This window comes from Kitasatospora sp. NPDC057965, from assembly GCF_042887135.1.
GTDB lineage: Bacteria > Actinomycetota > Actinomycetes > Streptomycetales > Streptomycetaceae > Kitasatospora.
Genome location: NZ_JBHVPZ010000040.1, coordinates 19,235 through 44,891, shown reverse-complemented (window position 1 = coordinate 44,891; position 25,657 = coordinate 19,235). Strand labels below are relative to the sequence as shown.

General features: G+C 73.4%; 30 protein-coding genes. 18 read left to right on the top strand and 12 right to left on the bottom strand.

The annotated features are described in order from the left end of the window. Nucleotides 1-58: 58 nt before the first annotated feature. The 5 genes from ACFVVU_RS35025 to ACFVVU_RS35005 all read right to left on the bottom strand — a co-directional run bounded on the left by ACFVVU_RS35025 (nucleotide 59) and on the right by ACFVVU_RS35005 (nucleotide 5,598). Nucleotides 59-1,561 carry a sensor histidine kinase gene (locus ACFVVU_RS35025; RefSeq protein ID WP_387793943.1) on the bottom strand — a complete coding sequence of 501 codons (1,503 nt, stop codon included), beginning with the start codon at nucleotides 1,559-1,561 and terminating at the stop codon, nucleotides 59-61. Beyond that, on the bottom strand, nucleotides 1,558-2,334 hold the full coding sequence (locus ACFVVU_RS35020) for a response regulator transcription factor (protein WP_380681986.1): 777 nt from the start codon (nucleotides 2,332-2,334) through the stop codon (nucleotides 1,558-1,560). Before ACFVVU_RS35020 ends, ACFVVU_RS35025 begins: the two co-directional genes overlap by 4 nt. Before the next feature lie 57 nt (nucleotides 2,335-2,391). Then, nucleotides 2,392-3,567 (bottom strand): S1C family serine protease, encoded by a 1,176-nt coding sequence (locus tag ACFVVU_RS35015; protein ID WP_387793942.1) that lies wholly within the window; start codon nucleotides 3,565-3,567, stop codon nucleotides 2,392-2,394. Between the two features lie 94 nt (nucleotides 3,568-3,661). Further along, on the bottom strand, nucleotides 3,662-4,708 hold the full coding sequence (locus tag ACFVVU_RS35010) for a LacI family DNA-binding transcriptional regulator (protein ID WP_380681984.1): 1,047 nt from the start codon (nucleotides 4,706-4,708) through the stop codon (nucleotides 3,662-3,664). Between the two features lie 146 nt (nucleotides 4,709-4,854). Beyond that, on the bottom strand, nucleotides 4,855-5,598 hold the full coding sequence (locus ACFVVU_RS35005; protein ID WP_380681983.1) for a response regulator transcription factor: 744 nt from the start codon (nucleotides 5,596-5,598) through the stop codon (nucleotides 4,855-4,857). Between the two features lie 681 nt (nucleotides 5,599-6,279). On the opposite strand from ACFVVU_RS35005, the gene ACFVVU_RS35000 reads away from it, so the two are divergent. From ACFVVU_RS35000 to ACFVVU_RS34970, 7 genes are all read left to right on the top strand, one after another. Further along, nucleotides 6,280-6,579, top strand: a complete 300-nt coding sequence (locus ACFVVU_RS35000) for a MoaD/ThiS family protein (protein WP_380681982.1) — start codon at nucleotides 6,280-6,282, stop codon at nucleotides 6,577-6,579. Nucleotides 6,580-6,584: 5 nt separating this feature from the next. After that, nucleotides 6,585-8,189: a hypothetical protein gene (locus ACFVVU_RS34995; protein WP_387793941.1), complete on the top strand. Its 1,605-nt coding sequence runs from the start codon at nucleotides 6,585-6,587 to the stop codon at nucleotides 8,187-8,189. A gap of 195 nt (nucleotides 8,190-8,384) precedes the next feature. After that, on the top strand, nucleotides 8,385-9,101 hold the full coding sequence (locus tag ACFVVU_RS34990) for a DUF2993 domain-containing protein (protein ID WP_387793940.1): 717 nt from the start codon (nucleotides 8,385-8,387) through the stop codon (nucleotides 9,099-9,101). A 236-nt stretch (nucleotides 9,102-9,337) separates the two neighbouring features. Beyond that, on the top strand, nucleotides 9,338-9,418 hold the full coding sequence (locus tag ACFVVU_RS34985) for an Ms5788A family Cys-rich leader peptide (protein WP_350517234.1): 81 nt from the start codon (nucleotides 9,338-9,340) through the stop codon (nucleotides 9,416-9,418). A gap of 251 nt (nucleotides 9,419-9,669) precedes the next feature. Then, nucleotides 9,670-10,503, top strand: a complete 834-nt coding sequence (locus ACFVVU_RS34980) for a sulfurtransferase (protein WP_380681995.1) — start codon at nucleotides 9,670-9,672, stop codon at nucleotides 10,501-10,503. A gap of 40 nt (nucleotides 10,504-10,543) precedes the next feature. Further along, nucleotides 10,544-10,834 carry a DUF1416 domain-containing protein gene (locus tag ACFVVU_RS34975; protein ID WP_344343425.1) on the top strand — a complete coding sequence of 97 codons (291 nt, stop codon included), beginning with the start codon at nucleotides 10,544-10,546 and terminating at the stop codon, nucleotides 10,832-10,834. Between the two features lie 113 nt (nucleotides 10,835-10,947). Beyond that, complete coding sequence (locus tag ACFVVU_RS34970; protein ID WP_387793955.1) at nucleotides 10,948-11,193, top strand: hypothetical protein; 246 nt, start codon at nucleotides 10,948-10,950, stop codon at nucleotides 11,191-11,193. A 10-nt stretch (nucleotides 11,194-11,203) separates the two neighbouring features. On the opposite strand, the gene ACFVVU_RS34965 is transcribed toward ACFVVU_RS34970, so the two are convergent. Beyond that, nucleotides 11,204-11,569: a DsrE family protein gene (locus tag ACFVVU_RS34965; protein WP_380681978.1), complete on the bottom strand. Its 366-nt coding sequence runs from the start codon at nucleotides 11,567-11,569 to the stop codon at nucleotides 11,204-11,206. A gap of 275 nt (nucleotides 11,570-11,844) precedes the next feature. Between ACFVVU_RS34965 and ACFVVU_RS34960 the strand changes: the two genes are divergently transcribed. The 3 genes from ACFVVU_RS34960 (at nucleotide 11,845) to ACFVVU_RS34950 (ending at nucleotide 14,003) form a co-directional block, all read left to right on the top strand. Further along, entirely contained in the window at nucleotides 11,845-12,447 is a 603-nt protein-coding gene (locus ACFVVU_RS34960; RefSeq protein ID WP_380681977.1) for an FABP family protein, read from the top strand. Nucleotides 12,448-12,556: 109 nt separating this feature from the next. Continuing rightward, nucleotides 12,557-13,021, top strand: a complete 465-nt coding sequence (locus ACFVVU_RS34955) for a Fur family transcriptional regulator (RefSeq protein WP_380681976.1) — start codon at nucleotides 12,557-12,559, stop codon at nucleotides 13,019-13,021. A gap of 19 nt (nucleotides 13,022-13,040) precedes the next feature. Next, nucleotides 13,041-14,003, top strand: a complete 963-nt coding sequence (locus ACFVVU_RS34950) for a YgfZ/GcvT domain-containing protein (RefSeq protein ID WP_387793954.1) — start codon at nucleotides 13,041-13,043, stop codon at nucleotides 14,001-14,003. 13 nt (nucleotides 14,004-14,016) lie between these two features. On the opposite strand, the gene dtd is transcribed toward ACFVVU_RS34950, so the two are convergent. Further along, a complete protein-coding gene (dtd, locus tag ACFVVU_RS34945; protein ID WP_380681975.1) occupies nucleotides 14,017-14,457 on the bottom strand; it encodes a D-aminoacyl-tRNA deacylase in 441 nt (146 codons plus the stop codon). 535 nt (nucleotides 14,458-14,992) lie between these two features. Here dtd and ACFVVU_RS34940 point away from each other — a divergent pair. The 3 genes from ACFVVU_RS34940 to ACFVVU_RS34930 all read left to right on the top strand — a co-directional run bounded on the left by ACFVVU_RS34940 (nucleotide 14,993) and on the right by ACFVVU_RS34930 (nucleotide 16,938). Further along, a complete protein-coding gene (locus ACFVVU_RS34940) occupies nucleotides 14,993-15,583 on the top strand; it encodes an ABC transporter substrate-binding protein (RefSeq protein ID WP_387793939.1) in 591 nt (196 codons plus the stop codon). 78 nt (nucleotides 15,584-15,661) lie between these two features. Further along, entirely contained in the window at nucleotides 15,662-16,621 is a 960-nt protein-coding gene (locus ACFVVU_RS34935) for an asparaginase (RefSeq protein ID WP_380681973.1), read from the top strand. Between the two features lie 98 nt (nucleotides 16,622-16,719). Next, nucleotides 16,720-16,938 carry a dodecin gene (locus tag ACFVVU_RS34930; protein WP_387793938.1) on the top strand — a complete coding sequence of 73 codons (219 nt, stop codon included), beginning with the start codon at nucleotides 16,720-16,722 and terminating at the stop codon, nucleotides 16,936-16,938. On the opposite strand, the gene ACFVVU_RS34925 is transcribed toward ACFVVU_RS34930, so the two are convergent. The 3 genes from ACFVVU_RS34925 to ACFVVU_RS34915 are packed head-to-tail and all read right to left on the bottom strand — an operon-like array spanning nucleotide 16,880 to nucleotide 19,862. Further along, nucleotides 16,880-17,773: a heme ABC transporter ATP-binding protein gene (locus tag ACFVVU_RS34925; protein WP_387793937.1), complete on the bottom strand. Its 894-nt coding sequence runs from the start codon at nucleotides 17,771-17,773 to the stop codon at nucleotides 16,880-16,882. The two genes, ACFVVU_RS34930 and ACFVVU_RS34925, sit on opposite strands and share 59 nt — an antisense overlap. Then, a complete protein-coding gene (locus tag ACFVVU_RS34920) occupies nucleotides 17,770-18,840 on the bottom strand; it encodes a FecCD family ABC transporter permease (protein WP_387793936.1) in 1,071 nt (356 codons plus the stop codon). The genes ACFVVU_RS34925 and ACFVVU_RS34920 overlap by 4 nt, the downstream gene beginning before the upstream one ends. Next, nucleotides 18,837-19,862 (bottom strand): hemin ABC transporter substrate-binding protein, encoded by a 1,026-nt coding sequence (locus ACFVVU_RS34915; RefSeq protein ID WP_387793935.1) that lies wholly within the window; start codon nucleotides 19,860-19,862, stop codon nucleotides 18,837-18,839. The genes ACFVVU_RS34920 and ACFVVU_RS34915 overlap by 4 nt, the downstream gene beginning before the upstream one ends. 161 nt (nucleotides 19,863-20,023) lie before the next feature. Here ACFVVU_RS34915 and ACFVVU_RS34910 point away from each other — a divergent pair, with 161 nt between their 5' ends. Continuing rightward, nucleotides 20,024-21,571: an HtaA domain-containing protein gene (locus ACFVVU_RS34910; protein ID WP_387793934.1), complete on the top strand. Its 1,548-nt coding sequence runs from the start codon at nucleotides 20,024-20,026 to the stop codon at nucleotides 21,569-21,571. 46 nt (nucleotides 21,572-21,617) lie between these two features. After that, nucleotides 21,618-23,288, top strand: coding sequence for an HtaA domain-containing protein (locus ACFVVU_RS34905; RefSeq protein ID WP_387793933.1), 1,671 nt, complete (start codon nucleotides 21,618-21,620; stop codon nucleotides 23,286-23,288). 155 nt (nucleotides 23,289-23,443) lie between these two features. On the opposite strand, the gene ACFVVU_RS34900 is transcribed toward ACFVVU_RS34905, so the two are convergent. Together ACFVVU_RS34900 and ACFVVU_RS34895 are read right to left on the bottom strand one after the other, a co-directional pair. Beyond that, nucleotides 23,444-23,638: a DUF397 domain-containing protein gene (locus tag ACFVVU_RS34900; RefSeq protein ID WP_387793932.1), complete on the bottom strand. Its 195-nt coding sequence runs from the start codon at nucleotides 23,636-23,638 to the stop codon at nucleotides 23,444-23,446. Nucleotides 23,639-23,649: 11 nt separating this feature from the next. Beyond that, nucleotides 23,650-24,510: a helix-turn-helix domain-containing protein gene (locus tag ACFVVU_RS34895; protein ID WP_387793931.1), complete on the bottom strand. Its 861-nt coding sequence runs from the start codon at nucleotides 24,508-24,510 to the stop codon at nucleotides 23,650-23,652. 312 nt (nucleotides 24,511-24,822) lie between these two features. On the opposite strand from ACFVVU_RS34895, the gene ACFVVU_RS34890 reads away from it, so the two are divergent. The 3 genes from ACFVVU_RS34890 to ACFVVU_RS34880 are packed head-to-tail and all read left to right on the top strand — an operon-like array spanning nucleotide 24,823 to nucleotide 25,642. Then, complete coding sequence (locus tag ACFVVU_RS34890; RefSeq protein WP_387793930.1) at nucleotides 24,823-25,191, top strand: ATP-binding protein; 369 nt, start codon at nucleotides 24,823-24,825, stop codon at nucleotides 25,189-25,191. Then, the gene (locus tag ACFVVU_RS34885; RefSeq protein WP_380683531.1) at nucleotides 25,188-25,403 is read left to right on the top strand and encodes a hypothetical protein; all 216 of its coding nucleotides are present in this window, start codon (nucleotides 25,188-25,190) and stop codon (nucleotides 25,401-25,403) included. The genes ACFVVU_RS34890 and ACFVVU_RS34885 overlap by 4 nt, the downstream gene beginning before the upstream one ends. Continuing rightward, nucleotides 25,400-25,642, top strand: coding sequence for a hypothetical protein (locus ACFVVU_RS34880; RefSeq protein WP_387793929.1), 243 nt, complete (start codon nucleotides 25,400-25,402; stop codon nucleotides 25,640-25,642). Before ACFVVU_RS34885 ends, ACFVVU_RS34880 begins: the two co-directional genes overlap by 4 nt. Nucleotides 25,643-25,657: the final 15 nt, after the last annotated feature.

The following is a 25,657-nucleotide window of genomic DNA, read 5'->3' as shown; positions in this document are numbered from 1 at the left end:
TCGCCGGCCGTGAGCCGACCAGGGGCGGGGCGCTGTCGGGGCGCCCCGCCCCTTCCGGCTATGCGGGGGCGGGGCCGCCGGGCAGGCGGACGGTGGCGAGGGTGCCCGGGCCGCCGTCCCGGGCCGGGCCGAGCGACACCTCGCCGCCGGCCTCCCGGACGCTCTGCGCCACGATCGACAGCCCGAGGCCCGAGCCCGGGAGCTGGCGCGAGGAGGGGGAGCGCCAGAAGCGGTCGAAGACGTACGGGAGCTCGTCCTGGGGGATGCCGGGACCGTGGTCGCGGACGGTCAGCACGCCCGCGTCGAGCCGGACCTCGACGGTGCCGCCGGGCGGGCTGTACTTCACCGCGTTGTCCAGCAGGTTGATCACCGCGCGCTCCAGGGCGGCCGCGTCGGCGTGCACGTACCAGGGCGCGGTGGCCGTCTCGAAGACCAGCCCCGGACCGCGCAGCTTGGCGCGCTCCACGGCCCGTTCGGCGAGCTCGTGCAGGGCGACCACGGCGAGCGTGCGGACCGGTTTGGGGGAGTCCGGGCGGGACAGCTGGAGCAGGTCGCCGATCAGGACGGTGAGCTCCTGCATCTGGGCCTTCATGTTGCCGAGCAGCTTGGTGCGGGTGGCGGGCGGGAGCGGACGGCCGGTGTCGTCGCTGCGGATCAGCAGGTCGACGTTGGTGCGCAGGGAGGTGAGCGGGGTGCGCAGCTCGTGCCCGGCGTCGGCGATCAGGCGGGTCTGCCGCTCGCGGGAGTTGGCGAGGGCGGTGCTCATGGAGTTGAAGGACGTGGAGAGCCGGGCGATCTCGTCTTCGCCTTGCACGGGGATGGTGGTGCCGACCTCCTCGGTGCGGGCGATGTGCTCGACGGCGTCGGTCAGCTGGTCGACGGGCTTGAGCGCGGAGCGGGCGACGAGCCGGCCGGCGACACCGGCGAGGATGATGCCGCCGAGGGCGACGCCGCCGAGGAGGAAGGCGAGCTGGTTCAGGGACTCCTCGACGCCCTTGGTCGGGGTGGCGACCATGACCAGAGCCTGCGGGTACCCGGGAACGTCGGACGGGTACCAGGTGACGCGCACCATGGCGGGGGTGCCGTCGGTGTAGTGACCGTCTCGGATGACGGATTGGCCGGGCCTGAGATCCAGCACATTTGAGTCACCGGGCTCGACGGCGATGGCCTTGGCCGCCTTGGGAGGCAGACAGACAAGGGGAACCGGTCCGCTGAAGACGTACTGGGTGTCCCGGGGGGCCGGACCCCCAGCCGGCGGTTGCAGACCGGTGCTCTGGACGTTCTTGAGCGCGGCCTGGGGGGTGGTGGCGCAGTCCCTGCCGCTGGGTGGTGCGAGCTGGACCCGGACGGTCTCCAGGTCGCTGCGCACCACCCCGTACATCCGCTCCTCCACGATGAACCAGCACGCCAGCGCCGATAGCGCGATCGCCACCGCCACCGCCGCCGCCGTGAGGAAGGTGAGGCGGGTGCGCAGCGAGCGGGCGCGGTACCAGGTGGTGACGCGGCCGCGGCGCGGGATGCGGGGCGGGGCGAGCGGGGGCGGCGGGACGGTGGGGCTCACGCGGTGGTGCCGGCGGCGGGGCGGAGCGCGTAGCCGACTCCGCGGACGGTCTGGATGAGCCGGGGCAGGCCGCCCTGCTCGGTCTTGCGGCGCAGGTACATCACGTACACGTCCAGCGAGTTGGACGAGGGCTCGAAGTCGAAGCCCCAGACCGCCTTGAGGATCTGCTCGCGCGTGAGCACCTGGCGGGGGTGGGCGAGGAACATCTCCAGCAGCATGAACTCGGTGCGGGTCAGTTCGACCGGGCGGCCGGCCCGGGTGACCTCGCGGGTGGCGGTGTTCATCCGCAGGTCCGCGAAGGCGAGGACGTCGGTCTCCTCCTCGACGGCGGCCGCCCGGGCGGCGGCCTCGGTGGCGAGCGCGTTGCGCCGCAGCAGGGCGCGCACCCGGGCGAGCAGCTCGTCGAGTTCGAAGGGCTTGGCGAGGTAGTCGTCGGCGCCGACGTCGAGGCCGGTGACCCGGTCGCCGACGGCGTCCCGGGCGGTGAGCATCAGCACCGGGACGGTGTCGCCGCGCGAGCGCATCCGGCGGACGGCGGTGAGGCCGTCCATCCTGGGCATCATGATGTCGAGCAGGACGAGGTCCGGGCGTTCGCGTTCGACGGACTCCAGCGCCTCGTAGCCGTCGGTGGCGGTGGCGACCTCGTAGCCCTCGAAGGCGAGGCTGCTCTCCAGGGCGTCCCGGAGCGCGGGTTCGTCGTCGACCACGAGGAGCCGGGCGCTGGTCTGGTGCCCGGGCTCGGCGGGGGTGCGGTCGTCGGCGGACGGGGTCATCGGCGGTTGCCCTTTCTGGTGGCGGGAGGGCCTGCTCGGGTCAATTGTCGGACGTGCTCAGATGTTCTGGCCGGACTGCAGCTTCGGCAGCACCTGCTTGACGTCGTCGATCGGGATGGCGAAGCCGAGGCCGACGCTGCCGGCTCCGCTGCCGCCGGCCGTGGCGCTGGACCCGCTCGGCGAGTACATGGCCGAGTTGACGGCGATGACCTGCCCGCCCGCGTTGATGAGCGGGCCGCCGGAGTTGCCGGGGTTGAGCGCGGCGTCGGTCTGGAAGGCCTGGTAGGTGGCGGTCTCGCCGCCGCTCTGCGGGGCGGTGCCGCGCAGTCCGGGCAGGTTGGGGAGGCCGAAGCCGCCGTTGCCGCCGGTGGTGCCCTCGTCGAGCTGGACGGTGACCTCGCGGTGTTCGGCGCTGATGATGCCGGAGGTGACGGTGCCGGTGAGGCCCTCGGGGTTGCCGATGGCGACGACGGGGTCGCCGACCGCGACGGCGGAGGAGTCGCCGAGGACGGCGGGGGTGAGCTTCTTGGCGCCGTGGGCGGTGATCACGGCGGCGTCCAGGCCCTTGTCGGTGCCGGTGAGCGTGGCCCGGGCGGTGGAGCCGTCGTGGAAGGTGACGGTGATCTGGCCGCCGCCGGCCGCGCCGGAGACCACGTGGTAGTTGGTGAGGATCTGCCCGTCCGCCGTGAGCACCACGCCGGTGCCGGTGGCGGTGCCGTTCGCGGTCTTCACGGTGATCTGGACGACGCTGGGGGAGACGGCGGCCGCGACGGCGGCGACGTCGGCGCTGCCGTCGGAGCGGGCGGCGACGGGGCTGGCGATGGTGCCGGTGCGGGCGGTGGAGTCGTGGTCCCGGGCGGCGACGAGGCCGCCGGTGACCCCGCCGAGGACGGCGGCGATCGCGGCGACGGCGGTGACCAGGGCGAGCCGGCCGCGCAGCAGGCCGCGCCGGGCGCGGTGGCCGGGGCCGCCGGGGGTGGGCGCCGTGCCCGCCTCGGGCGGGAACGGCGGGGCCGGGGGAGGGGGCGGGGTGCCGGCAGCGGGGTGGGCGGCGGTGCCGTACCCGGTGCCGTCGTACCCGGTGCCGTCGTACCCGGGGTGGTCCTGCGCGGTGCGGTCCTGCGTGGTGCTGTCGAGGACGGTGCCCGGGATGATCCGGGGCTGCGGGTACCCGTACGGGCCGTCGTACTGCTCGCCGTCGGTGCGGGGCTGCCACTGCTGGTGATCGCTCATGGCGACCAACGTCCGCCCGGGGGATGAGAATCCGATGAGAGTCCGCTCAGAACGCCCCGAGAAGCCCGTTGACTTCTCATAAAGCCTGGTCAGGCTAGGAGTCGGCGCCGTCCGGCGAGCAGCCGCAGGAACGCCGTACGACCAGGCGCGACGGGAAGGTGCGGACCCGTTCGGTGTCCGAGCCGGGCACCATCAGCGAGTCGTCCAGCACCAGGTCCACCGCCGCCCGGGCCATCGCGTCGCGGTCGGAGGCGACGGTGGTCAGCGGCGGGTCGGCGAGCGCGGCCTCCGGCACGTCGTCGAACCCGGCCACCGCGAGGTCCTCCGGCACCCGCAGGCCCAGCTCGCGGGCGGCCCGCAGCACGCCGATGGCCTGGTCGTCGGTGGAGCAGAAGATCGCCGGCGGGCGGTTCTCGGAGCGCAGCAGGTCGAGCGCGACGTCGAAGGCGCCGTACCGGTGGAACGGCGCGTCGATCAGGTGCGGCTCGGTGGGCAGGCCGTGCGCGTCCATCGCGCGCTGCCAGCCCTCGACGTGGTCGATGACCGGGTCGCCGGGCGCGGGGGACTCCACCGGGCCGCCGAAGCAGGCCACGTACGGGTGCCCGTGCACCTCCAGCAGGTGGCGGACGACCGTCTCGGCGCCGGCCACGTCGTCGGTGACCACGGCGACGTCGTCGATCGCCTCGGGGCGGCGGTGCAGCAGCACCACCTTGGCGCCCTCCATGGCGGCGAACTCCTCGGCGGCCCGCTGCGAGGGGCCCTGGCTGACCAGGATCAGGCCGGAGACCCGCATGCCGAGGAAGGCGCGGACGTAGTGGACCTCGCGGTCGTCGACGTAGTCGGAGTTGCCGATCAGCACGAGCTTGCCGCGTTCGGAGGCGGCCCGTTCGACGGCGTGCGCCATCTCGGCGAAGAACGGCTGGCGGGCGTCCGGGACGACCATGCCGATCAGGTTGGTGCGGCGGGAGGCCATCGCCTGCGCGACGCTGTTCGGCCGGTAGCCGAGCTGCTCGATCGCGGCGAGCACCTTCTCCCGGGTGGCGGGCGCGACCGGGCGCGGTCCGTTGTTGATCACGTAGCTGACGACCGCGGTCGAGGTACCAGCCAGTCGGGCTACGTCGTCGCGCGTCACTTTGGCCACGGGGGGAGTCTACGCGTGTGGCATGTGGCCGGGCAGTGGGGGACCCGCGTCGGGCGGGCGTGGCGCGCGGAGCGCCCCGGACGGGTCGGGACGAACCAGGACAGGCCGGGCGGGACGGCGCGGGGCGGCCCCGTCCGGCCGGCCGGTCAGGCCTCCAGGGCGGCCGGGGAGCGCCGGGCCGGCGGATCGTTCCGCTCGGCCCGCTCCCCCTTGTCCCCCTTGTCGGGGACGACGAAGCGGTAGCCGACGTTGCGCACGGTGCCGATCAGGCCCTCGTGCTCGACGCCGAGCTTGGCGCGCAGCCGCCGGACGTGCACGTCGACCGTCCGGGTGCCGCCGAAGTAGTCGTAGCCCCAGACCTCCTGCAGCAGCTGCGCCCGGGTGAAGACCCGGCCGGGGTGCTGGGCGAGGTACTTGAGCAGCTCGAACTCCTTGAAGGTGAGGTCGAGCACCCGGCCCTTGATCCTGGCCGAGTAGGTGGCCTCGTCGACCGAGAGGTCGCCGTTGCGGATCTCCATCGGGCTGTCGTCGGTGGACACCTGGAGCCGGCCGAGGGCGAGCCGCAGCCGGGCCTCGACCTCGGCGGGGCCGGCGGTGTCGAGCAGGACGTCGTCGATGCCCCATTCGGCGGTGACGGCGGCCAGGCCGCCCTCGGTGACCACCAGGATCAGCGGGCAGCCGATGCCGGTGGAGCGCAGCAGCTGGCAGAGGCTGCGGATCTGCGGCAGGTCACGCCTGCCGTCCACCAGGATGACGTCGGCGCTGGGCGTGTCGACCAGGGCGGCGCCCTCGGCGGGGGCCACCCGGACGTTGTGCAGCAGCAGGCCGAGCGCGGGCAGGACCTCCGCGGAGGGCTGCAGCGCGTTGGTGAGGAGGAGCAGAGAACTCATACCCGGTAGTCCCCTTTCCGGGTCGTCGCGGTCGCGGTCCGGCCGCCGCCACGGCCGGATGGCGCAGGTGCTGATGAGGGGGAGGAGACGGAGGCCAGGGGGGACGCGGGGGATCCGGCGGCGCGCGTGGCCGGACGGCGTGCGCCCAGGGGGTCCTGTGATCCCCGGTGCACCGTTTCTGCCCTGCTCATCCGCGAACCTTCCGGTCCTGGCCCGTCCCGGGCGGCGGCCCGGAGCCGGGGTTGTCCGACGCCCCGGCCTCGTCCCGGCACCTCGTTGTGCCGTGTGTGGCGGGGCGGTCCCTGCGGCACGCCGGGGGTGGGCCGACGATTCGCACGGACGTCCGTACTGGCGTCCTGAAAGCACAAAAGGATCCGGGGGCGACTCTGCCCGGATCCCTCACGGATCGAGGATAGCCGACCGGCCCACCACGCCGGGAGGGCTCGAATCCGGCGGTTCGGCCTTTTCGGGCGCGCCCCGGGTGAGCCCGGCCACAGCTTCGCGACGGCGCCGCCGGGCGCCGGGCCAGGGCGATTGCCGCTCGCGCGGGCGAACACGACATCATGGGGGACACATCGGCGGCACCGCGCGCGTACACCTTTCGGGCGAGGCGCGGGCGCCCCGGTGGTGGACCCGGCCGGGACACCCGGGCCCGGGCGAGGACGACGAGAAGGGGTTGCCATGGGCGCGACCACCGGGCACGACCCGGCGGCCGCCGTTCGGGTGAGCGGGACGATCCGCTACTGGGCGGCGGCGAAGTCGGAGGCCGGGCTGGCCGAGGAGCCGTACCTGGCGGCGACCCTGGCCGAGGCGCTGGCGCGGGCCGAGGAGCGGCACGCGGACCGGCCGAAGCTGGTCCGGCTGTTCGGTCACTGCTCCTACCTGGTGGACGGCTCGCCGGTGGGCGGCCGTGACCGCGCGACGGTGGCGCTCACCGAGGGCGGGACGATCGAGGTCCTCCCCCCGTTCGCGGGCGGGTGAGCGGCGTGACCGGAACGAACGGAACCCCCGAGGGGCAGCCCCAGCAGGCCCAGCCCCAGCAGCCGCAGCCGCCGTACCAGCCGCAGTACCCGTACGGGCAGCCGCAGCAGCAGCCGCAACCGCCGTACCAGCCGCAGCAGCAGCCGCCGCAGGGCTACCAGCCCGGGCAGCCGCCGTATCCGTACACCCCGCAGCAGGCGTACGCGCCGGATCCCTATGCGCAGCAGGGGCACGCGGCGCAGCCGTACGCCCCCGGCGCGGGACAGGCGCCGTACGGCGGGCAGGTGTACGGGCAGCCGCCGTACGGAGCCGGTCCGGGTATGGACGACGCCGCGACGGCGCTGCTGCCGCCGGTGCCGCCGCTGGAGGACGCCGCGGCGACCACGTTGCTGCCGCCGGTGCCGCCGCTGGACGACGCTCCCACCGCGCTGCTCCCGCCCGTGTCGGCGGCGGGCCCGATGCCGTCGGCCCCGGCCCCGGCGCAGGCTCCGGATTCGGTCCAGGGGCCGGCGCGGCCCTACACCGAGCCGCGGCACGGCCGGTCGCACCGTCGGGCGGAGCCCCCGGCGCCCGCGCCGTCGCCCGCACCCACGCAGGCGCAGGCCCCGGCCCAGGCCTACCCGCCGGTCCAGTCCCCGGATCACGGACAGGGTCTGGACCAGCCGACCATGACGCTCAAGCGCCCGGAGCCCCCGGCCCCCGTGCTGACCGACCCGGCCGCGGCCCGTGCCGCGCGGGCCGCCCGGGCGGCGCAGAACGCCCACGCCGCGCCCGCCGGTCCGGCCGCGTCGTTCCCCGGCCCGGCGCCGTCCCTGGGCACGCCTCCGTTCCCGCCCGCGACCCCCGTGGCCCCCGTAGCCCAGCCGTCCCCGGTCCAGGCGGCGGCTCCGGCCGCGCCCGCGCGGACCGGTTCGCCGATCCACGACCCGGGCCTCCAGCCGGCCCTGATCACCGCCGGCGCCGCCGCCCTGCTGGCCGGCGGCGCGGCGCTCGGCCAGGTGCCGCTTGCCCTGGTGCTCGTCCTGCTCCAGGGCCTGACGGCGGCCGGCTGGTTCCGGCTGAACGGCATGTGGCCGGCCCGCCAGGGCATCGCGCTGGCCGCGCTGTCCGGCGTGGTGGCCGACGTCTCGGTGCTGCTGGCCGACGCGGACGGCGGCACGGCCGCGGTGGTGGGCACGCTCGGCGGGTTCTTCCTGCTGGTCCTGGTACTGCAGACGTTCCGGCCGGCCGATCCGAAGGAGCGGTTCTACGCGCTCACCGTGCTCGGCTCCGCCACCGTGGTGACGGTGCTCTGCACCGCGCTGCTGCTGGCGGACTGGGTGCCGGCGGCGGTCGGCGCGGTCGCGCTGGCGACCCTGCTGGCGGCCGCGCCGCTGCCCGGACCGCGCTGGCTGGGCCCGCTGCTGGGCCTGGCCGCGGCGGTCGGTCTGGGCTTCGCGGTCGGCGCACCGCCGTTCCTGGGTGTGGCGGCCGGTCTCGGCGCGCTGATCGGACGCCGGGTGGCCGCGTACGACTTCCCGTCCAGGTTCGTGCACATGACGGCGGGCGTGGCCCTGCCGCTGGCGGTGTCCGCACCGCTGGTCTGGATCGCCACCGCGCTGCTCGGCTGACCGCCGCGACGTCCCGTCCCGGAACCATGCTCCGGGGCGGGACGTCGTACGGTCGTGCGGGAGCGGCCGCACCGGAACGGCCCGATCCGCACGGCCGGCCACGATGAGAACCACGAACCACGAACCACGAACCACGAACCACGGCGACGAACGACAGCGACGGACGACAGCGACCGGCGACGACGGGGGAGAGCGATGCGCGGCTGGCTGAAGGCGACGATCGGCGTGGTGGTGCTCTCCGGCGTGCTGGTGGGCGCCGACCGGATCGCCGTCGGCGTCGCCGAGGACGAGGCGGCCGACCAGATCCTGAAGAGCGGCCGGATGAGCCAGAAGCCGGACGTCTCGATCGAGGGCTTCCCGTTCCTCACCCAGGTCGTCGCGAAGAAGCTGGACGACGTGCGGATCTCCTCGGACGCGCTGACCGTCGGCGAGGGCAAGGACAAGGTGTCCCTGCACGCGTTCCGGGCCGAGCTCTCCGGCGTCGAGGTGAGCGGCAACATGAGCAGCGCCACCGTGGACAGCGGGGCCGGCTCCGCGCTGATCACCTACGCGGACCTGTCCGGTCTGCTGCCGCCGGCCTCGGAGCTGGTGCCGAACGCGGGCCGGCTCTCCCTGGGCGGCGGCACCCGGCTGAGCCTTTCCTACGGCGGTCCGGGCAAGATCAAGGCCTCGCTGGGGCCGTTCCCGATCGGCGACGCCGCAGTGCACAGCAAGGGCGACACCGTGACGGTGGACGGGTTCAAGCTGAGTTCGATGGCCTCGCTGCTGGCCGGGGTGTCCGACCAGTCCCTCGCCCCGATCAGCTTCACCCTCTCCACGCTGCCCGCCGGGCTGAACCTGTCCTCGGTCACGCCGCAGGAGGACGGCCTCCGGCTGGGCTTCGAGGGCAAGGGCATCAAGCTCATCGGCTGACCCGAACACCTCCCCACCAACCGTTCCGTCGTTCCGCTCCGCGAGACGCGCTGTCCAGCGCCGGCCGCGGAGCGGTGCCGTTCCCGCCTTCCGGCCCCCCTCAGAGCGCCCACGGCCCGCGCCCCGGCCGGTTCCCGACGCCCATGAAATGGTCAAATCCCGAGATGTGAGCCATCCGGTCTCATCATCCGATACGCTGGTGACAGCGGGCGCCGGGTGTCCCTAGCATCGTTCGCATGAAGCGACAGACGGACCTCACCAAGCGGCGGGCGGTAGACCTGTGCCGCGTGGCCGCCTGTCTGTGTCGAATGCGTTAACTCGGCGTCCAGGCAGGGCAGTTGCCCCCGCCGCCGATTTCTTCCGGTGATCGCAGCCGGCCCTTTTGGCCGGGCGTCCCCGCCGTACTCCGCCACGCACCGCCCGGTCGCGCCGCACACCGGCTCCCGTCCCACCATTCGGACAGGAATTCGGACCGATGGCCGACGGGCGACCCGCACCACCGCTGAGCAGCAGCACCCCGAAGCAGCGAGCACCTTCCGCCAACCGCCCCCGGATGGAGAACATCACCATGAGCCGCAGCGACGTCCTGGTCGACGCCGACTGGGTCCAGGCCCACCTGGACGACCCGAAGGTCGTGATCGTCGAGGTCGACGAGGACACCTCCGCGTACGACAAGAACCACATCCGCAACGCGGTCCGGATCGACTGGAAGGACGACCTCCAGGACCCGGTCCGCCGCGACTTCATCGACCAGGCCGGCTTCGAGGCGCTGCTCAGCGCCAAGGGCATCGCCAACGACGACACCGTCGTCCTCTACGGCGGCAACAACAACTGGTTCGCCTCCTACGCCTACTGGTACTTCAAGCTGTACGGCCACGGTGACGTCCGCCTGCTCGACGGCGGCCGCAAGAAGTGGGAGCTGGACTCCCGCGACCTGGTCGCCGAGGTGCCGCAGCGCGCCGCGACCGAGTACACGGCGCAGGCCGCCGACTCCTCGATCCGCGCCTTCCGCGACGACGTGATCGCCGCCATCGGCAACCTCAACCTGGTCGACGTCCGCTCGCCCGACGAGTTCTCCGGCAAGCTGCTCGCCCCGGCCCACCTCCCGCAGGAGCAGTCGCAGCGCCCGGGCCACGTGCCGACCGCGCGCAACATCCCGTGGGCCAAGAACGCCAACGACGACGGCACCTTCAAGAGCGACGACGAGCTCAAGGCCCTGTACGAGGCCGAGGGCGTCGACCTGGCGACGGACACCATCGCCTACTGCCGCATCGGCGAGCGCTCCGCGCTCACCTGGTTCGTCCTGCACGAGCTGCTCGGCCAGGAGAACGTGAAGAACTACGACGGCTCGTGGACCGAGTACGGCAGCCTCGTCGGCGTGCCGATCGAGCTCGGCAACTGAGCCACCGGCTCCACCCGTAAGGCAGAAGGGAAACAAGACAATGTGCGGTGCGAAGGCCGGCGGCCCGGACCTGGCAGGAGTTGACGTGGCGAACGAGACGATCATCCAGGGTTCGGTGACCCGCGACGGTGAGCCGGTCAACGGCTACGTCCGACTGCTCGACGAGAACAACGAGTTCACGGCCGAGGTGCCCACCTCGGCGACCGGCCAGTTCCGGTTCTTCGCCCGCCCGGGCAAGTGGACCCTGCGCGCGCTCATCCCGGGCCAGACCGTGGACCGCCAGGTGGTCGCCTCCCAGGGCAACCTGACCGAGGTCGCCATCGCCGTCTGACCGGCGACGCCGGAACAGCGGAACAGCAGTACCGGGGGCCCCTGCCGAGCGGGGGCCCTCGGGCATACCGTGGAAGTGTGCAGTCCCGTCGGCGGCGCCGCTACTACTACGTCATGATGACCGTCTGCCTGGGCCTCTTCGTGCTGGCCTGGGGGGCGGTGCGGTTCGTCTCCGTGCCGGCGGCCGTGGCCCTGTGCGTGGTCGCGATGGTCATCCCGCCGGCGGCGGCGGTGTTCGCCAACCGGCGCGACCCCGAGGACGACTGGTGGGACGACCCGCGCTGGGAGGACCCGAAGTGGGACGATCCCGGCCACGACCGGGACCACCCCGACCACGAGGACCGCCCTCAGCGGCCGTAGCGGCCGGCGCCTAGTAGACGAGCGCCTGCACGCCGTCGGCCATGATCTCGCTGACGAAGACCTGCGCGCCCGCGATCCGGGCACCCTCGACGAGGTCCTTCTCCTCGATCCCGCGCCGTGCCGCGCACTGGGTGCACAGCGTGAGCGTGCCACCGGCCAGCACCGACTCCAGCAGGTCCGGCAGCGGCGCCGCGTGCGGCAGCTCGAACTCCGCCGCCCGCCCGGGCAGGGCGAACCAGGACGACTCCCCGGTCAGCCAGAGCGACACCTCGACGCCGCTGGCGACGGCGACCGCCGCCACCGTGAACGCCTGCGAGCACCGCTCGGGGGCGTCGGCCCCCGCGGTGACCTTGATGACGAGCTTCTTCGAAGACATGCCGACACCCTAGATCGCCGACGTGGGTGGGGCTCACCGAGACCCTCCCCCACCCGCCGGATAGAGTGAGCGGCAGCAAAATCCACCACACTGTCGCCGCAATGGGAGCCACCCGTGTCCGGTCTGGAAATCTTCTTCGACGGTCTGCTGGCCCTCATGGCCGTGCTGATCACCTGGTTCGCCATCTTCTCGGTGATGAAGCTCTACCAGGGCCAGCGCTGACCCCGCTGCCGTACGGTTGAAGTACTCCCGCACCGACGACAGCGACCAGGAACATGATCGAGATCCCCTCTGACCTCCACAAGGACGTCGTCCCGCTCGCCTTCCTCCTCGGCACCTGGGAGGGCGCGGGCGTCTACGCCCCTCTGCCGGGTGAAGGGGGCCCGGGCACCGAGAAGTGCAACTTCGGCCAGGAGATCGTCATCCGCCACGACGGACGGCCCTTCCTGGAGTTCCGCTCCCGCACCTGGGTGCTGAACAGCGAGGGCGAGAAGGTCCGTCCGCTGGAGAACGAGCACGCCTTCTGGCGCATCACCAGCAACCAGCACGGCACCAGCGGCGCCCGCGGGGTCGAGATCTCGTCCGTCCGTGACGACGGCACGGTGGAGATCTGGTACGGCGAGCTGGCCGACGGCAAGCCGCAGATCGACGTCTCCACCGACGCGGTGGCCCGGATCGAGGGCTCGCCGGAGTACTCGGGCGGCAAGCGGCTCTACGGCTTCGTCAACGAGGAGCTGCTCTGGGTGGGCGAGAAGGCCGCCCCGAACGTCCCGCTGCGCCCGTACATGTCGGCCCAGCTGCGGAAGGTGCTCTCGCCGGCCCAGCTGATCAAGGACATCAACGACCTGCCGGACGACGGCATCGCCTTCTTCAAGTAGTCCTTCGAGCAGGTACGGCCGCCCGCAGGGGCGCGCACGGGTAGGGACCGGCCCCCGGCCGGTCCCTACACTTGGTTCAGGACCCCCGACGTTTGGCAGGGACAGGACCGTGGCGGACACCGGCACCACCGACTGGCAGCTCTCCGGCGACTGGAAGGCCGACCTGCGCGAGCGCGGGTACCGGCTCACCCCGCAGCGCCAGCTCGTGCTGGAGGCGGTCGACGCGCTCGACCACGCCACCCCGGACGACATCCTCTGCCACGTCCGGCAGACCGCCAGCGGCGTCAACATCTCCACCGTCTACCGGACCCTGGAGCTGCTGGAGGAGCTGGGCCTGGTCTCGCACGCCCACCTCGGCCACGGCGCCCCGACCTACCACCTGGCCGGCCGCCACCACCATCTGCACCTGGTCTGCCGGGACTGCGAGAAGGTCACCGAGACCGGCACCGAGATCGCCCAGCCGCTGATCGACAGCCTCCGCGCCCAGCACGGCTTCGACACGGACCTCAAGCATTTCGCCATCTTCGGCCGCTGCGCCGACTGCGCCGCCGGGCCCGTCGCGGAGCGGTCGTAAGCTAGCCGGTATGACCGGTCTGAAGAGTCCGCTGCTTGCGCTGTCCGGAGCCGTCCCCGCCGAGGGAACCGACGAGGGCGTCGCCGCCCACTACGGCGACCTCTTCCGTGAACAACGGAACCTCTCCCGGGGCACCGGCTTCGTGGACCTCTCGCACCGCGGCGTGATCACCGTGACCGGCGCGGACCGGCTGAGCTGGCTCCACCTGCTGGTCACCCAGCACGTCAGCGCGCTGCCGCCGCAGCAGGCCACCGAGGCGCTGGTGCTCTCGCCCAACGGGCACGTCGAGCACGCGCTCTACCTGGTCGACGACGGCACCACCCTCTGGGCGCACGTCGAGCCGGGCACCCAGCAGGCGCTGGTCGGCTACCTGGAGAGCATGAAGTTCCTCTACCGGGTCGAGGTGACCGACGCGACCGCCGACTACGCGGTGGTCCACCTGCCGGCCGGCTCCACCGCCTCCGCCGAGGGTGCGGCGGCTGTCCGCGAACTGCCCTACGGGCGGGACCTCTTCCTGCCCCGCGCCCGGCTGGCGGAGCTGACCGCGGGCTACGGTCCGGCGGCGGGCGTGTGGGCGTACGAGGCGCTGCGGATCGAGGGCCACCGGCCGCGGCTCGGCTTCGAGACCGACCACCGGACCATCCCGCACGAGGTGGACTGGCTGAGCACCGCCGTCCACCTGCAGAAGGGCTGCTACCGGGGCCAGGAGACGGTGGCCCGGGTGCACAACCTGGGTCGGCCCCCGCGCCGGCTGGTCTTCCTGCACCTGGACGGCACCGAGGAGGTGCTGCCCCCGCACGGGACGCCGGTGCGGCTCGCCTCCGACCCGGAGGGGCGGGCGCTCGGCATCGTCACCTCCTCGGCGCGCCACCACGAGCTGGGGCCGATCGCGCTGGCGGTCGTGAAGCGCAACGTCCCGGTGGACGCGGTGCTGCTGGCCGGCACGGTGCCGGGGACGCAGGACGTGATCGTCCCGCAGTAGGACGAAGGCACCGTCAGACTTCGACGAGGACGGTGAACGGGCCGTCGTTCACCAGGGCGACCTTCATGTCGGCGCCGAAGCGGCCGGTCTCGACCTTGGCGCCGAGCGCGCGCAGCCGGGCGACCACCTCGTCCACCAGCGGCTCGGCGACCGGACCGGGCGCGGCGGCGTTCCAGGTGGGGCGGCGGCCCTTTCGGGCGTCGCCGTAGAGCGTGAACTGGCTGATCACCAGCAGCGGCGCCCCGATGTCGGAGCAGGACTGCTCCACGCCCTCGTCGTCGGCCGGCAGCAGGCGCAGCGTCCAGAGCTTGCGGGCCAGTTGGGCCGCCTTGGCGGGGGTGTCGTCATGGGTGACGCCGACCAGGACGCAGAGTCCGGGTTCCTCGATCGCGCCGACGGTCTCCCCGGCCACCGTCACCCTGGCCTCGGTCACTCGCTGCACCACTGCTCGCATGCCGCCATTCTGCCGGAGCCGTCAGGGCCGGAGCCGTCTGGGGCGTGAGCCGGCCCCCGTGGGCGCTCGAAGGCCTGGCGCACGCCGGGTTGCGTGCGCCTGCGTGCGCCATGGCAGCGTTCTCCCGGCGAAAAGCTTCGGTCGTATCAGCCACCCCTCTTCGCCAGGGGGCCGTTCGGGTGCACGGGCAGTGCGGCGGCGCCGGGCGGGGTGGCACGCTGGGGGACCGTACGAGGGCGTGTCCGCCGCTCCGCCGCACCAGGGCGGGGAGCCGGCCGCGCCCGAGGTCCGGGGCGCCGAGGTCCGCCGCGCCGGGCCCGGTTCGGCCGGGCGGCCGAGCCGGTAGGTCAGGCGTTCTGGTCGTGTCGCCCCGCCGGGTGGCCACGGCCGGGGGCGGGAACCTTCGCGGTCGTCCGGGCGTGCCTCCGGACGGGAACGCGCCGGCGGCGCGCGCGGCGGTTGGCGGGCCGGACCGGCGGCAGGCGACGGGGCGCCGCGAGCGGGTGGGATCGGGACGACGGCAGGTGGTTGGTTGATGGACGCGATCAGCACGGCGCAGGACCGCTACGGGCGGCTGCCCGAGGGGCCCGGGGCCGGCCCCGAGCCGGACCTCGGACGCCTGGGCCTGGACCAGCTGCGGACCCTGCGCCGGGAGACCCTGGACCAGGAGGCCGACCTCTCCTACCTGCGGCGGCTGCTGCACGGCCGGATGGACATCCTGCTGGCCGAACTGGACCGCCGGCCCGGAGCCGGCGGTACGGCCCGGACCACGGACCCGGCGGAGCCGGCCGGCGCCCTGCTGGAGCGGCTGCCGGCGATCCTGACCGACGCCCCGTCCACCGTCCGCCGCTCGGCCCGGCACGTCACGCTGGGGCCGCCGCGCGGGCAGCAGTCCCAGCTGGAGGCGGACGCGCTGATGGGCGACGTCCAGCTGGCCGACCTGGCCGCGCACCCGGCCGAGGAGCTGCTGGCGGCGCTGGAGCGGCTGCGGGCGCACGAGCGGGAGGTGTCCGGGCGACGGCAGCGGCTGCTGCGGACGGCGGACGGCTGCAACGCCGAAATCACCCGCAGGTACCGTGATGGGGAAGCACGGGTCGACGACCTGCTCGCAGGCGGTCCGCTCTGACAGGTGCGGGGGGCGCCGGGGGTGGGGGACGGGCCCGGCTCGCCCCCGGTTCACCCTCACCTCCGGAAGGCTTTCGCCATGTCCAGTTCCGTCTCCCTGCCCGTGCTCGCCGAAGTCGTCCGCTCGGGTTTCACCGAGGGCCGGCACCGGGGTTCGCTGGTGCTGCTGGCCGCTGACGGCTCCGTCGAGTTCGCGCTGGGCGAGCCGGACGCGCCGGTCTTCCCGCGCTCCTGCGCCAAGCCCTTCCAGGCCGTGGCCACGCTGCGGGCCGGGCTCGCGATCGAGGGGGAGCTGCTGGCGCTGGCGGCTTCCAGCCACTCCGCAGAATCGTTTCACCTCGACGGCGTGCGGCGGATCCTCGCCGGTGCCGGACTGGACGAGTCCGCCCTGCGCACCCCGGCCGACCTCCCGCTCGACGACCTGGAGGCCGAGCTGCACCTGCGCTGGGGCGGTGACCGCGAGCCGATCCTGATGGACTGCTCCGGCAAGCACGCCGGCTGGCTCGCCGCCTGCGCGGCCAACGGCTGGCCCACCGACAGCTACCTCGACCCGGAGCACCCGATCCAGCGACTGGCCCGCGAGGCCCTGGAGGAGGCCGTCGGCGAGCCGGCCGCGCACGCCGGGGTGGACGGCTGCGGCGCGCCGCTGCTGGCCGTCGGCCTGACCGCCCTGGCCCGCGGCTACCGCGCCCTGCTGCTGGCCGAGCCCGGCACCCCGCAGCGCCGGGTCGCCGACGCGATGCGCGCGCACCCCGAGTACGTGGCCGGCACCCGCCGGGCCGACACCCGGCTGATGCGGGCGGTGCCCGGCGCGCTCGCCAAGATGGGCGCGGAGGCCGTCCAGGTGGTGGCGCTGCCGGACGGCCGGGCGCTCGCCTTCAAGATCGAGGACGGCGCCGAGCGCGCCCGCGGCCCCGTCCTGGCCGCCGCCCTGCGCCGCCTCGGGGTGACCACCGGCGATTCCACGCTGGAGCGGATCGCTGCGGCCCCGCTGTTCGGCGGCGGCCTCCCGGTCGGTGAGGTGCGCGCGGCGTTCTAGCCAGGCCCTGTCTCCAGCGCGGACCGCTCTCCGCGTGCGGAGCGACGGCCCCCGGTGCACGGTGGACCGGGGGCCGTCGCACAGCTGAGGAGTCCGCCATGAGCGAGCACGTGTACCGGGTGACCGAGATCGTCGGGTCCTCGACGGAGAGCGTCGACGCCGCGATCCGCAACGGCATCGAGCGTGCCTCCCGGACGCTGCGCCACCTCGACTGGTTCGAGGTCTCGCAGGTCCGCGGCCACCTCGCCGAGGGGCGGATCAAGCACTACCAGGTGTGCATGAAGGTCGGCTTCCGGCTGGACGACGAGGGAGCCTAGGAGCAGCCTGGGCGCGCTCCGGCAGCACCAGCGGCACCCCCGTGCGCGGGTGCGGCAGGACCTCGACCGGGTGCCCGTACACCTCGCTGAGCAGCGGTGCGCGCAGCACCTCGGCCACCGGCCCGTCGGCGACCGTCGCGCCGTCGGTCAGCAGCACCACCCGGTCGGCGTAGGCCGCCGCGAGCGACAGGTCGTGCAGGACGACGACCACGCCGTCTCCCGCGGCGGCCCGGGTGCGGGCCAGGCGCAGCACCAGTTCCTGGTGGCGCAGGTCGAGCGCGGCGGTGGGTTCGTCGAGCAGCAGCAGAGCGGTGCGCTGGGCGAGCACCCGGGCCAGGGCCACCCGGGCCCGTTCGCCGCCGGAGAGCGCGGTGAACGGCCGCCCGGCGAAGGCCGCGGACTCGGTCGCGGCCATCGCCTCGTCGACCACCCGCTCGTCCTCGGCGGCGGCCGCGGTGCCGGCCCAGGGGGCGCGGCCCATCCGGACCACCTCGTCGGCGGGGAACGGGAAGGACAGCGCGGCCGCCTGCGGCAGCAGCGCGCGGCGGCGGGCGAGGTCGGCGGGCCGGAAGCCGGCCAGCGGGCGGCCGTCCAGCCGGACCTCGCCGGCGGTCGGCGTGAGGTCGCCGGCCAGCACCGAGAGCAGGGTGGACTTGCCGGCGCCGTTCGGTCCGAGCAGGGCGACCACCTCGCCGGCGGTGACCCGGACGTCGGCCCCGGTCAGCAGCTCGCGTCCGCCGACGGTCAGCCGGACGGCCTCGGCGGTGAGCAGTTCGGTGCCCGGGGCGGGCCGTGCGGGTACCTCGGGTCGGTTGCGCAGGGCGCCGATCCTCATGCCCAGCCTCCCTGCTTGGTCCTGGTGCGGCGCAGCAGCCAGAAGAAGAACGGGCTGCCGATCAGCGCGGTGAGCACGCCGAGCGGGAGTTCGGCCGGTTCGGCCAGGGTGCGCGCGGCGAGGTCGGCGGCGACCAGCACGAGGGCGCCGCCGAGCGCGGAGGCGGGCAGCAGGAAGCGGTGGCCGGGGCCGGCGACCATCCGCAGCAGGTGCGGGACGACCAGGCCGACGAAGCCGATGATGCCGCTGACCGCGACGGCGGCGGCGGTGAGCAGGGCGACCACGGTGATCAGCACCAGCCGCATCCGCTCGACGTCCACGCCGAGGTGCCGGGCGGGCCGTTCGCCGAGCGCCAGCAGGTCCAGCGAGCGCGCGTAGCGGGGCGCGACGGCGAGGCCGACCAGGGCGAACGGGAGGACGGCGAGCACCTTGCCCCAGGTGGCCTGGGAGAGCGAGCCGAGCTGCCAGAAGGTGACCTGGCTGATCGCCGCGGAGTCGGCGGTGAACAGGAACAGGCCGATCAGGGCGCCGCAGAAGGCGTTCACCGCGACGCCGGTGAGGATCAGTGTGACGACCTCGGTGCGGCCGCCGGAGCGGGACATCGCGTAGACCGCGAAGACGGTCAGCAGGCCGGTGGCGAAGGCGGAGGCGGTCACCGTCCAGGTGCCGAGGGCGTCCAGGCCGAGCACGATGCAGCCGACCGCGCCGACCGCGCCGCCGGAGGAGACGCCGATGACGGCCGGTTCGGCGAGCGGGTTGCCGAAGACGCCCTGCATCAGCGCGCCCGCGCAGCCGAGCGAGCCGCCGACCAGCAGGGCGAGCACCACCCGGGGGAGGCGGACGTTCCAGAGCACCGACTCGGGGACGCGGTCGAGGGCGTGGCCGCCGAGGCCGAGCCGGTGGCCGAAGGAGGCGAGGATGTCGCCGAGCGGGATGCGGTAGGCGCCGGTGCCGGCCGCGAGCAGGGCGAACAGCACCAGGGCGACGGCGAGGCCGGTGGTGAGCAGGGCGGTGCGGCTGGTGCGCCTGGCCACGGGAAGGCTCTTGCCGGTGAGCGTGGCGGTCATCGGGCGGCCTTCGGGTAGAGCTGTTCGGCGATCTCGCGGATCACCTGCGGGGTGCGCGGCCCGTAGCTGAGCAGCTGGCCGTCCTCGACGGAGACGATCCGGCGGTCGAGCCCGGCCGGGGTCTGGGCGACGCCGGGCAGCTTGAGCAGGCCGTCGACGCCGCCGACGGAGTCGAGCCCCTTGCTCATCACCAGGATCGCGTCGGGGGCGGCCTTGACCAGGGCCTCGCTGGTGAGCGGGGTGAAGTCGCCGCTGAGCCCGGCGGCGGTGCCGGCGTCCTCGCCGCCGACCGCCTCGATCAGCGAGCCGGCGCCGGAGGCGGGGCCGCCGAGCAGGTAGACGGAGGCGCTGCCGCGCAGGTAGAGGAAGGCGACCTTGGGACGGCGCTGTCCGACGGCGGGCAGGTCGGCCTTCGCCTCGGTGATCCGCTGCTCGGTGCGCTCCTTCAACTGCCGCCCGGCGTCGGGGACCCCGAGGGCGGCGGCGACGGTGTCGATGCGCGTGCCGACGTCCTCCAGCCGCTTGGCGTCGTCCAGGACGAGCAGCGGCACGCCGGCCGCGCGGATCTGCGCGACGGCCTCGGCCGGGCCGGTGGAGCGGTCGGCGAGGACGACGGTCGGGTGCAGGGAGAGCACGCCCTCGGCGGAGACCTCGTGGGCCTGGGTGATCACGGGCAGGGCGGTGGCCTGCTCGAAGGTGGTGGAGACGTCCCGGGCGACGACCTTGGGGCCGAGGCCGAGGCTGAAGACGATCTCGGCCAGGCTGCCGTTGAGCGGGATGATCCGCTCGGCGCTGGTGACGGTGGTGGTCCGGCCGTCGGCGGAGGCCGCGGTGGCGGGCAGCTGCGGGGTGGGCGTGTCGGGCAGCGGCTCGACGGTGTCCGGGGCCTGTGTGCCGGTGCCGGTCGCCTCGCCCGCGCTGGTCGAGAAGCCGCAGGCCGTCAGGGCGAACAGCGGACCGAGGAGGAGCAGCAGGATCGCGGGGCCGCGGGCGGCCCGATGTCGGGTGGTACTGCTGCTCAACGTCGTTCCCTTCGTCGGGAGTTGTCGCCGCCGGTGGGTGGGGTGCGGGGGTGCCCGGCGGGGCTCTTGACTCATATATTAGGTTAGCCTTACCTAAACCTTGCAAGGGGGTCGGTGATGCGCCGACCCCGCTTCCCCTGTCGCGCCGAGGAGTGATCCGCGTGCCTCTGCCCCATCGGCTCCGCCGCCTGACCGCCGGCCTGGTGGCCGCGTTGGCGGCCCTGTTGACGGTCGCCCTGCTGCCCGGGCAGGCGGTCGCGGCCGAGGGGCGGGTGTCCGGCGGGCGGCTCGACTGGGGGATCAAGCAGTCCTTCCTGACGTACGTCACCGGGCCCATCGCCCAGGGGAGTTGGGGGCTCACCGGCGGCGCGGCCACGGTCTCCGGCAGCGGCTTCCGGTTCCACTCCGCCACTGGCACGTACGACCCGGCGAGCGGCGCGCTGAGCGCCGCGTTCTCCGGCGGGGTCCGGTTCACCGGGCACCAGGAGAGCGGCGCCAACGCGCTCGACCTGAGCATCGGACGGCTCACCTTCCGGGCCGCCCCGGGCGGTTCGGCCGGGCTGTACGCGGACGTCAGCAGCAAGTCCCGGGAGACCGGGCAGGTCAGCAACGCGAGCCAGGCCAAGCTGGCGGACCTCTCGCTGGCCGGCGTCGACCTGCGCGGCGCGGCCGGGACCCTGACGCTCAGCAACGTCCCGGCGACGCTGACCGACGCGGGGGCCAAGGCCTTCAGCGGGTTCTACACCGCCGGGACGGCGCTCGACCCGGTCAACCTGTCGGTCAACCTCCCGGCGGCGCAGCCGGCCTCGTCCGCGCCCACGACTCCGGCTGCGCCGACTGCTGTGCCCAGCGCTGCCGCGACCGCTTCGCCGAGTGCCGCGCCGTCCTCGTCCGCCCCGGTGGCTCCGACCGGTGCCCCGACCCCGGCCGACACCCCGGTCGCCACCCCGGCTCCGACCACCGCGCCCGCCACCGCTCCGGCCGCCGTCGCCACCGAGTTCGGCAACGGCGCGCTCGACTGGGGCGTGCGCCGCACCTTCCGCGACTACGTCACCGGCGGTATCGCCCAGGGCCGTTGGGAGCCCACCGGCGGCGCGGCGGACGGCGGCGCGTTCTTCCGTTGGACGCCCGCCAAGGGCAGCTACGACCCGGCGAGCGGCGCGCTGAGCGCCGCCTTCACCGGCAGCGTCCGCTTCATCGGCCTGAAGAGCGGCGACGCCTACGGCCTGGACCTCACCGTGGCCAACCCGGGCGTCACCGTCGCGGACGGCAAGGGCGTGCTGCGCGCCGATGTCTCCGGTCGCACACCGGACGGCGCCGCCCAGCAGCTCACCGGCGTCGAGCTGGCGACCTTCGACCCGGCCGGGCTCACCTCCGAGGGCGGGCTGCTCAAGGCCGTCGAACTCCCGCTCACGCTCACCGAGCCGGGCGGCAAGGCGTTCGGCGGGCTGTACCCGGCGGGCACCGTGATGGACCCGTTGAGCTTCGCCGTCGCCCTCGACCCGGCCGCCGCCCTCCCGCCGCTGCCGGACATCGGCAGCGCCCCGGTCGTCGCGCCGAGCCCGTCCGTCACGCCGGTCGCCGCCACCGCCGACGCCGGGGGCTCGGGCGGTGTGCCGACGGCGGCCGTGGTGGCCGGCGGTCTGCTCGCCGTCGCGCTGGCCGCGGCAGGTGGCCTGTTCCTCGTCCGTCGCCGCCGCAGCGCCTGACCCCCTCCCCACCTCCTTCCCCCGTTCATCGATCGGAGTTCCCCCCATGTCCCGCAACCGCACCCGGCTGGCCGCCCTGGCCGCCGTCACCGCCGGCCTCGGCCTGACCGCGTTCGGAGCCCCGGCCCTGGCCTTCGGCGCCGGCGCGCCGAGCAGCGTCACGTACGACACCGGCGCGCTGGACTGGGGCGTGAAGGCCAGCTTCCGCAACTACATCGAGAGCCCGGCCTCCCAGGGCGGCGCGATCGAGCTGACCGACGGCGCGACCCGCAACGCCGACGGCACCTTCCACTTCGGCCTGGTGAGCGCCAAGTACGACCTCACCACCCACGCGCTCAGCTCCTCCTTCACCGGCGGCGTGCACTTCACGGCCCACCACGGGGCGCTGGACGTGGCACTCAGCGACCTGAAGATCACCACGTCGGGGACGGCCGGCACGCTCACCGCCGACACCGCCTCCAAGGAGTCGATGGGCGCGGCGGAGGTCACCAAGCGGGACGACGTGCCGCTGGTGACGTTCACCGTCGGCCGGGACACCACGACGGGCGTGCCGGCGGCGGCGAAGCTGACGGAGGAGGGCGCGAAGGCGTTCGCGGGCTTCTACCAGGCCGGGGCGGACATGGACCCGCTGGCGCTGCTGCTCCAGCAGAGCCCGGCCACCCCGTCCCCGACGGCGACGCCGACGGCCACGGCTACCGCCACGCCTACCGCTACTCCGACGGCGACGGCGACGGCTACGCCGACCCCGACCGCCGAGCCGTCCACCACGGCCACCGCCTCCCCGTCGGCCACCGCGACCGCCGAGCCCACGGCCACGGCCACCGCTTCGCCGTCCGCCACGCAGACCCCGACGGCCACCTCTTCGCCGTCCGCGACCTCGTCCCCGTCCGCCACCGGTACCCCGTCCACCGCGCCGAGCGGCAACGGTGAACTCGCGGTCGTCAACGGCACGCTGGACTGGTCGGTCAAGGAGAGCTTCCGCAAGTACCTGCAGAGTCCGGTGGCCAACGGCAAGGTCGAGTTCGGCGGCGGCGCGGCCGACTACCGCTTCGCCGGGGCGAACGGCAGCTACAACACCAAGAGCCACATCCTGTCGGCGGGCTTCGCCGGCTCGGTGCGCTTCCTCGGCCACCCGGCCGCCGGTGGTGGGTACCAGCTCGACACCGCGCTCTCGAAGCTCGGCCTGAGCATCTCCAAGGACGGCGCCTACCTGACGGCCGACGTCAACGCCAAGTCCCTGGACGGGAAGACGACTTCGCTGTCCGGCGCCCGGATCGCCAAGCTGGACGTGTCGAAGGCGAACCTCACCCCGGTGAACGGTGTCGTCACGCTGACTGCGGTTCCGGCCACCCTGACCGCCGAGGGTGTCCCGGCCTTCGTCAACTACAAGGAGGGCGACGCCCTCGACCCGGTCACCGTTTCGCTGGCCTTCGACAAGAACGCCCAGCTGCCCACCACCCAGCCGAGCAGCGGAGGTGCGGCGGGCGGCACCACCACCGGTACGACCGGTTCCACCGGCACCGGCACCGGATCCGGGACCGTCGGCGGCGCCTCCCTGACCACCACCGGCGGCGCGACGATCGGCGGCACCGGCGTGCTGGCCTCCACCGGCTCCTCCACCCCGGTGGCCCCGCTGCTGGCCACCGCCGGCGGCCTGCTGCTGCTCGGCGGCGGCGCCACCGCCCTGGCCCGCCACCGCAAGTCCGCCGGCGCCTAATGCGGGCTGCGGAGTAGGAAGTCGGCGGATCCGACTTCCTACTCCGGCACGCTGAACAACGTCATCCGGTGGCCCTCGCTCGATCAGAGCGAGGGCCACTGTGGTTGCGCAGGAAGTCGGCGGGCCCGACTTCCTGCGCGACCGGAAGGCCGAGGCTATGCGTGGTGGTCGAGTTCGCCGGTTTTGATGGCGTTGAGGAGATCGGCGAAGGCGGCCGGGTTTGCAGGGAGGACGATGCCGCCGTCGTCGGATTCCCGGAGTTCGACCAGGCCGGCGGCCCCTGTGCGGATCTCGACGCAGTTGGCTTGGTCGCCACTGAAGCTGGACTTCTGCCAATCGAGCTGTGACATGTGCGCTTTCCTTAGAGGGCGTAGCGGATGTGCTGAATCAGTCCCCAGGAGTCGTGGTCGGCTCGGGATCGTAGAGCGCGAGATGCTTCCAGTTCCGGAAGCGCAAGGGACTTGAGGCGTTCGAACTTTGAGTGATAGGCGACGAGCGACTCTGGATCGCCATGGTAGGTGGAGCCGCCGGGGTGCTCCATCAGCACGGTGTCCAGGTCGGAGTGCGGACCGTGCACAATCATGAAAGACGTGTCCGTGGAGACGTACTCGGTACAGCGGAAGGGCAGGATCTGGATCGTGACGTGGGGGAGTTCGCTCACCTCGACCAGATAGTCGAGCTGTTCCCTCATGACCCTGGGGCCGCCGAACCGGGAATGTAGGGCCGCTTCGTGGATCACAGCGTGAAGGGGGAGGGACCCGTCGCTGCTTATGGTCTGCTGGCGGCTGCGACGGAATTCCATCTTCTTCTCATCGCCGCTGAGGATGACCTCGCTGTAGCGCGGGACCTGAAGTAGCCCGGGGATCAGCAGAGTTTCGTAGCTGGAGAGAGAAACAGCGGTCGACTCGGACTCGGCCAGATCGAGGGCCGAGGTGTGAACGAACCCCTTGAAGGCACTCCACCAGCCCTTCCCGTTGCTGAGTCCCATCCTGTGCAGAGCCGCGGCATAGGTCTCATCCGTGTGGCCATAGGCATCCAGCAGAACGGTCAACCGATCCGGATCCAGCCCCGTGCGGCCGGCCTCGATGTGGCTGAGTTGCGGGCCTCCCATGCCGACGAGTGCGCCGGCATCTTTGACTGCCAGCCCGGCGCCCTCGCGGAGGCGCCTCAGTTCAGCACCGAAGCGCCGCTGCCTCTCACTGATGTGGGTCCTGAGTGCCAAGGGGTGTCCTTCCGTGTCGGAGCAGTCTCCCGCTGTAAGGGCTCGGGATGCCACTCGCGCGGGTGAGGCCTCTCGCCCCTACCGGCTCATCTTCCCGGATCGTGTTGCACGCGTGGAACCTAATGACCTAACGTCAGTGTTGCGTCGATCACATGGCGGATCGTCAGTAATGCCAATTTCCAGGGCAGTAGGCGCATGCTGCTCATTTCGCACCGCAGAGCAGCCAGGTCCGGGCTGGCCTCGTTCACGGCGACGCATCCGTCGACGTTCTCTCCTCCCCTCCCTCCCTGCCTCTCCCCATGGAGGTCTCCCATGCGTGCCCTCAATCCGCCCGACTGCTCCACCTTCCGCGCCGAACTGCGCGCCAACCTCCGCTCGGCCGGCTGGCCGCCCGACGTCATCGCCGACGCCGAACTCGCCTTCCACGAGCTGTACATCAACGCCTGGCAGCACGCCGGCTCCCCGGCGCCGTCCGTCCTCGTCTTCCTGCGGCCCACCACCCTGCGCGTCGCCGTCTGCGACGACTGCCCCGACCTGCCGCCCGAACCCCGCACGCCCACCGACCCCTACGCGACCTCCGGACGCGGCCTCCACCTCATCCGCGCCCTCACCCACCGATTCGGCGCCCACCCCACCAGGACCGGCAAGGTCACCTGGTTCGAGCTGGACGCCGCCGCGTGAACCTCCCCCTCACCCCGCACGACCCCTACCTCCGCACCTACACCGAACCCGAGATCGCCTCCCTCCTCCACGAACTCCACGAGCGCGGCGAGCCCTTCGGCATCCGATGGGGCTCCGCCACCGTCGACGGCACCACCGTCCACCTCGGCGACACCACCCTCGCCACCTTCCTCAACCTCCTCGAACTCCTCCGCCGAGCGAGCCCGAAGTGACCGACTTCCTCATCGGCGCCGCCTTCGCCACCCTCCTCGCCCTCGCCCTCACCACCGTGATCACCGGCGTCATCACCGCGCTCAAGGTCGGCCCGCCCCCACCGCCCATCACCCGCCACGGCCGCTGGGAACTCCGCACCCTCCCCGACGGCACCCCCGAATACACCTGGATCGCCCGCCAAGCCCGCCACTTCAGCCCCGAAACCAACCCCCACAACCACCGCCGCATACCCCGATGACACACCTCGGCGCAG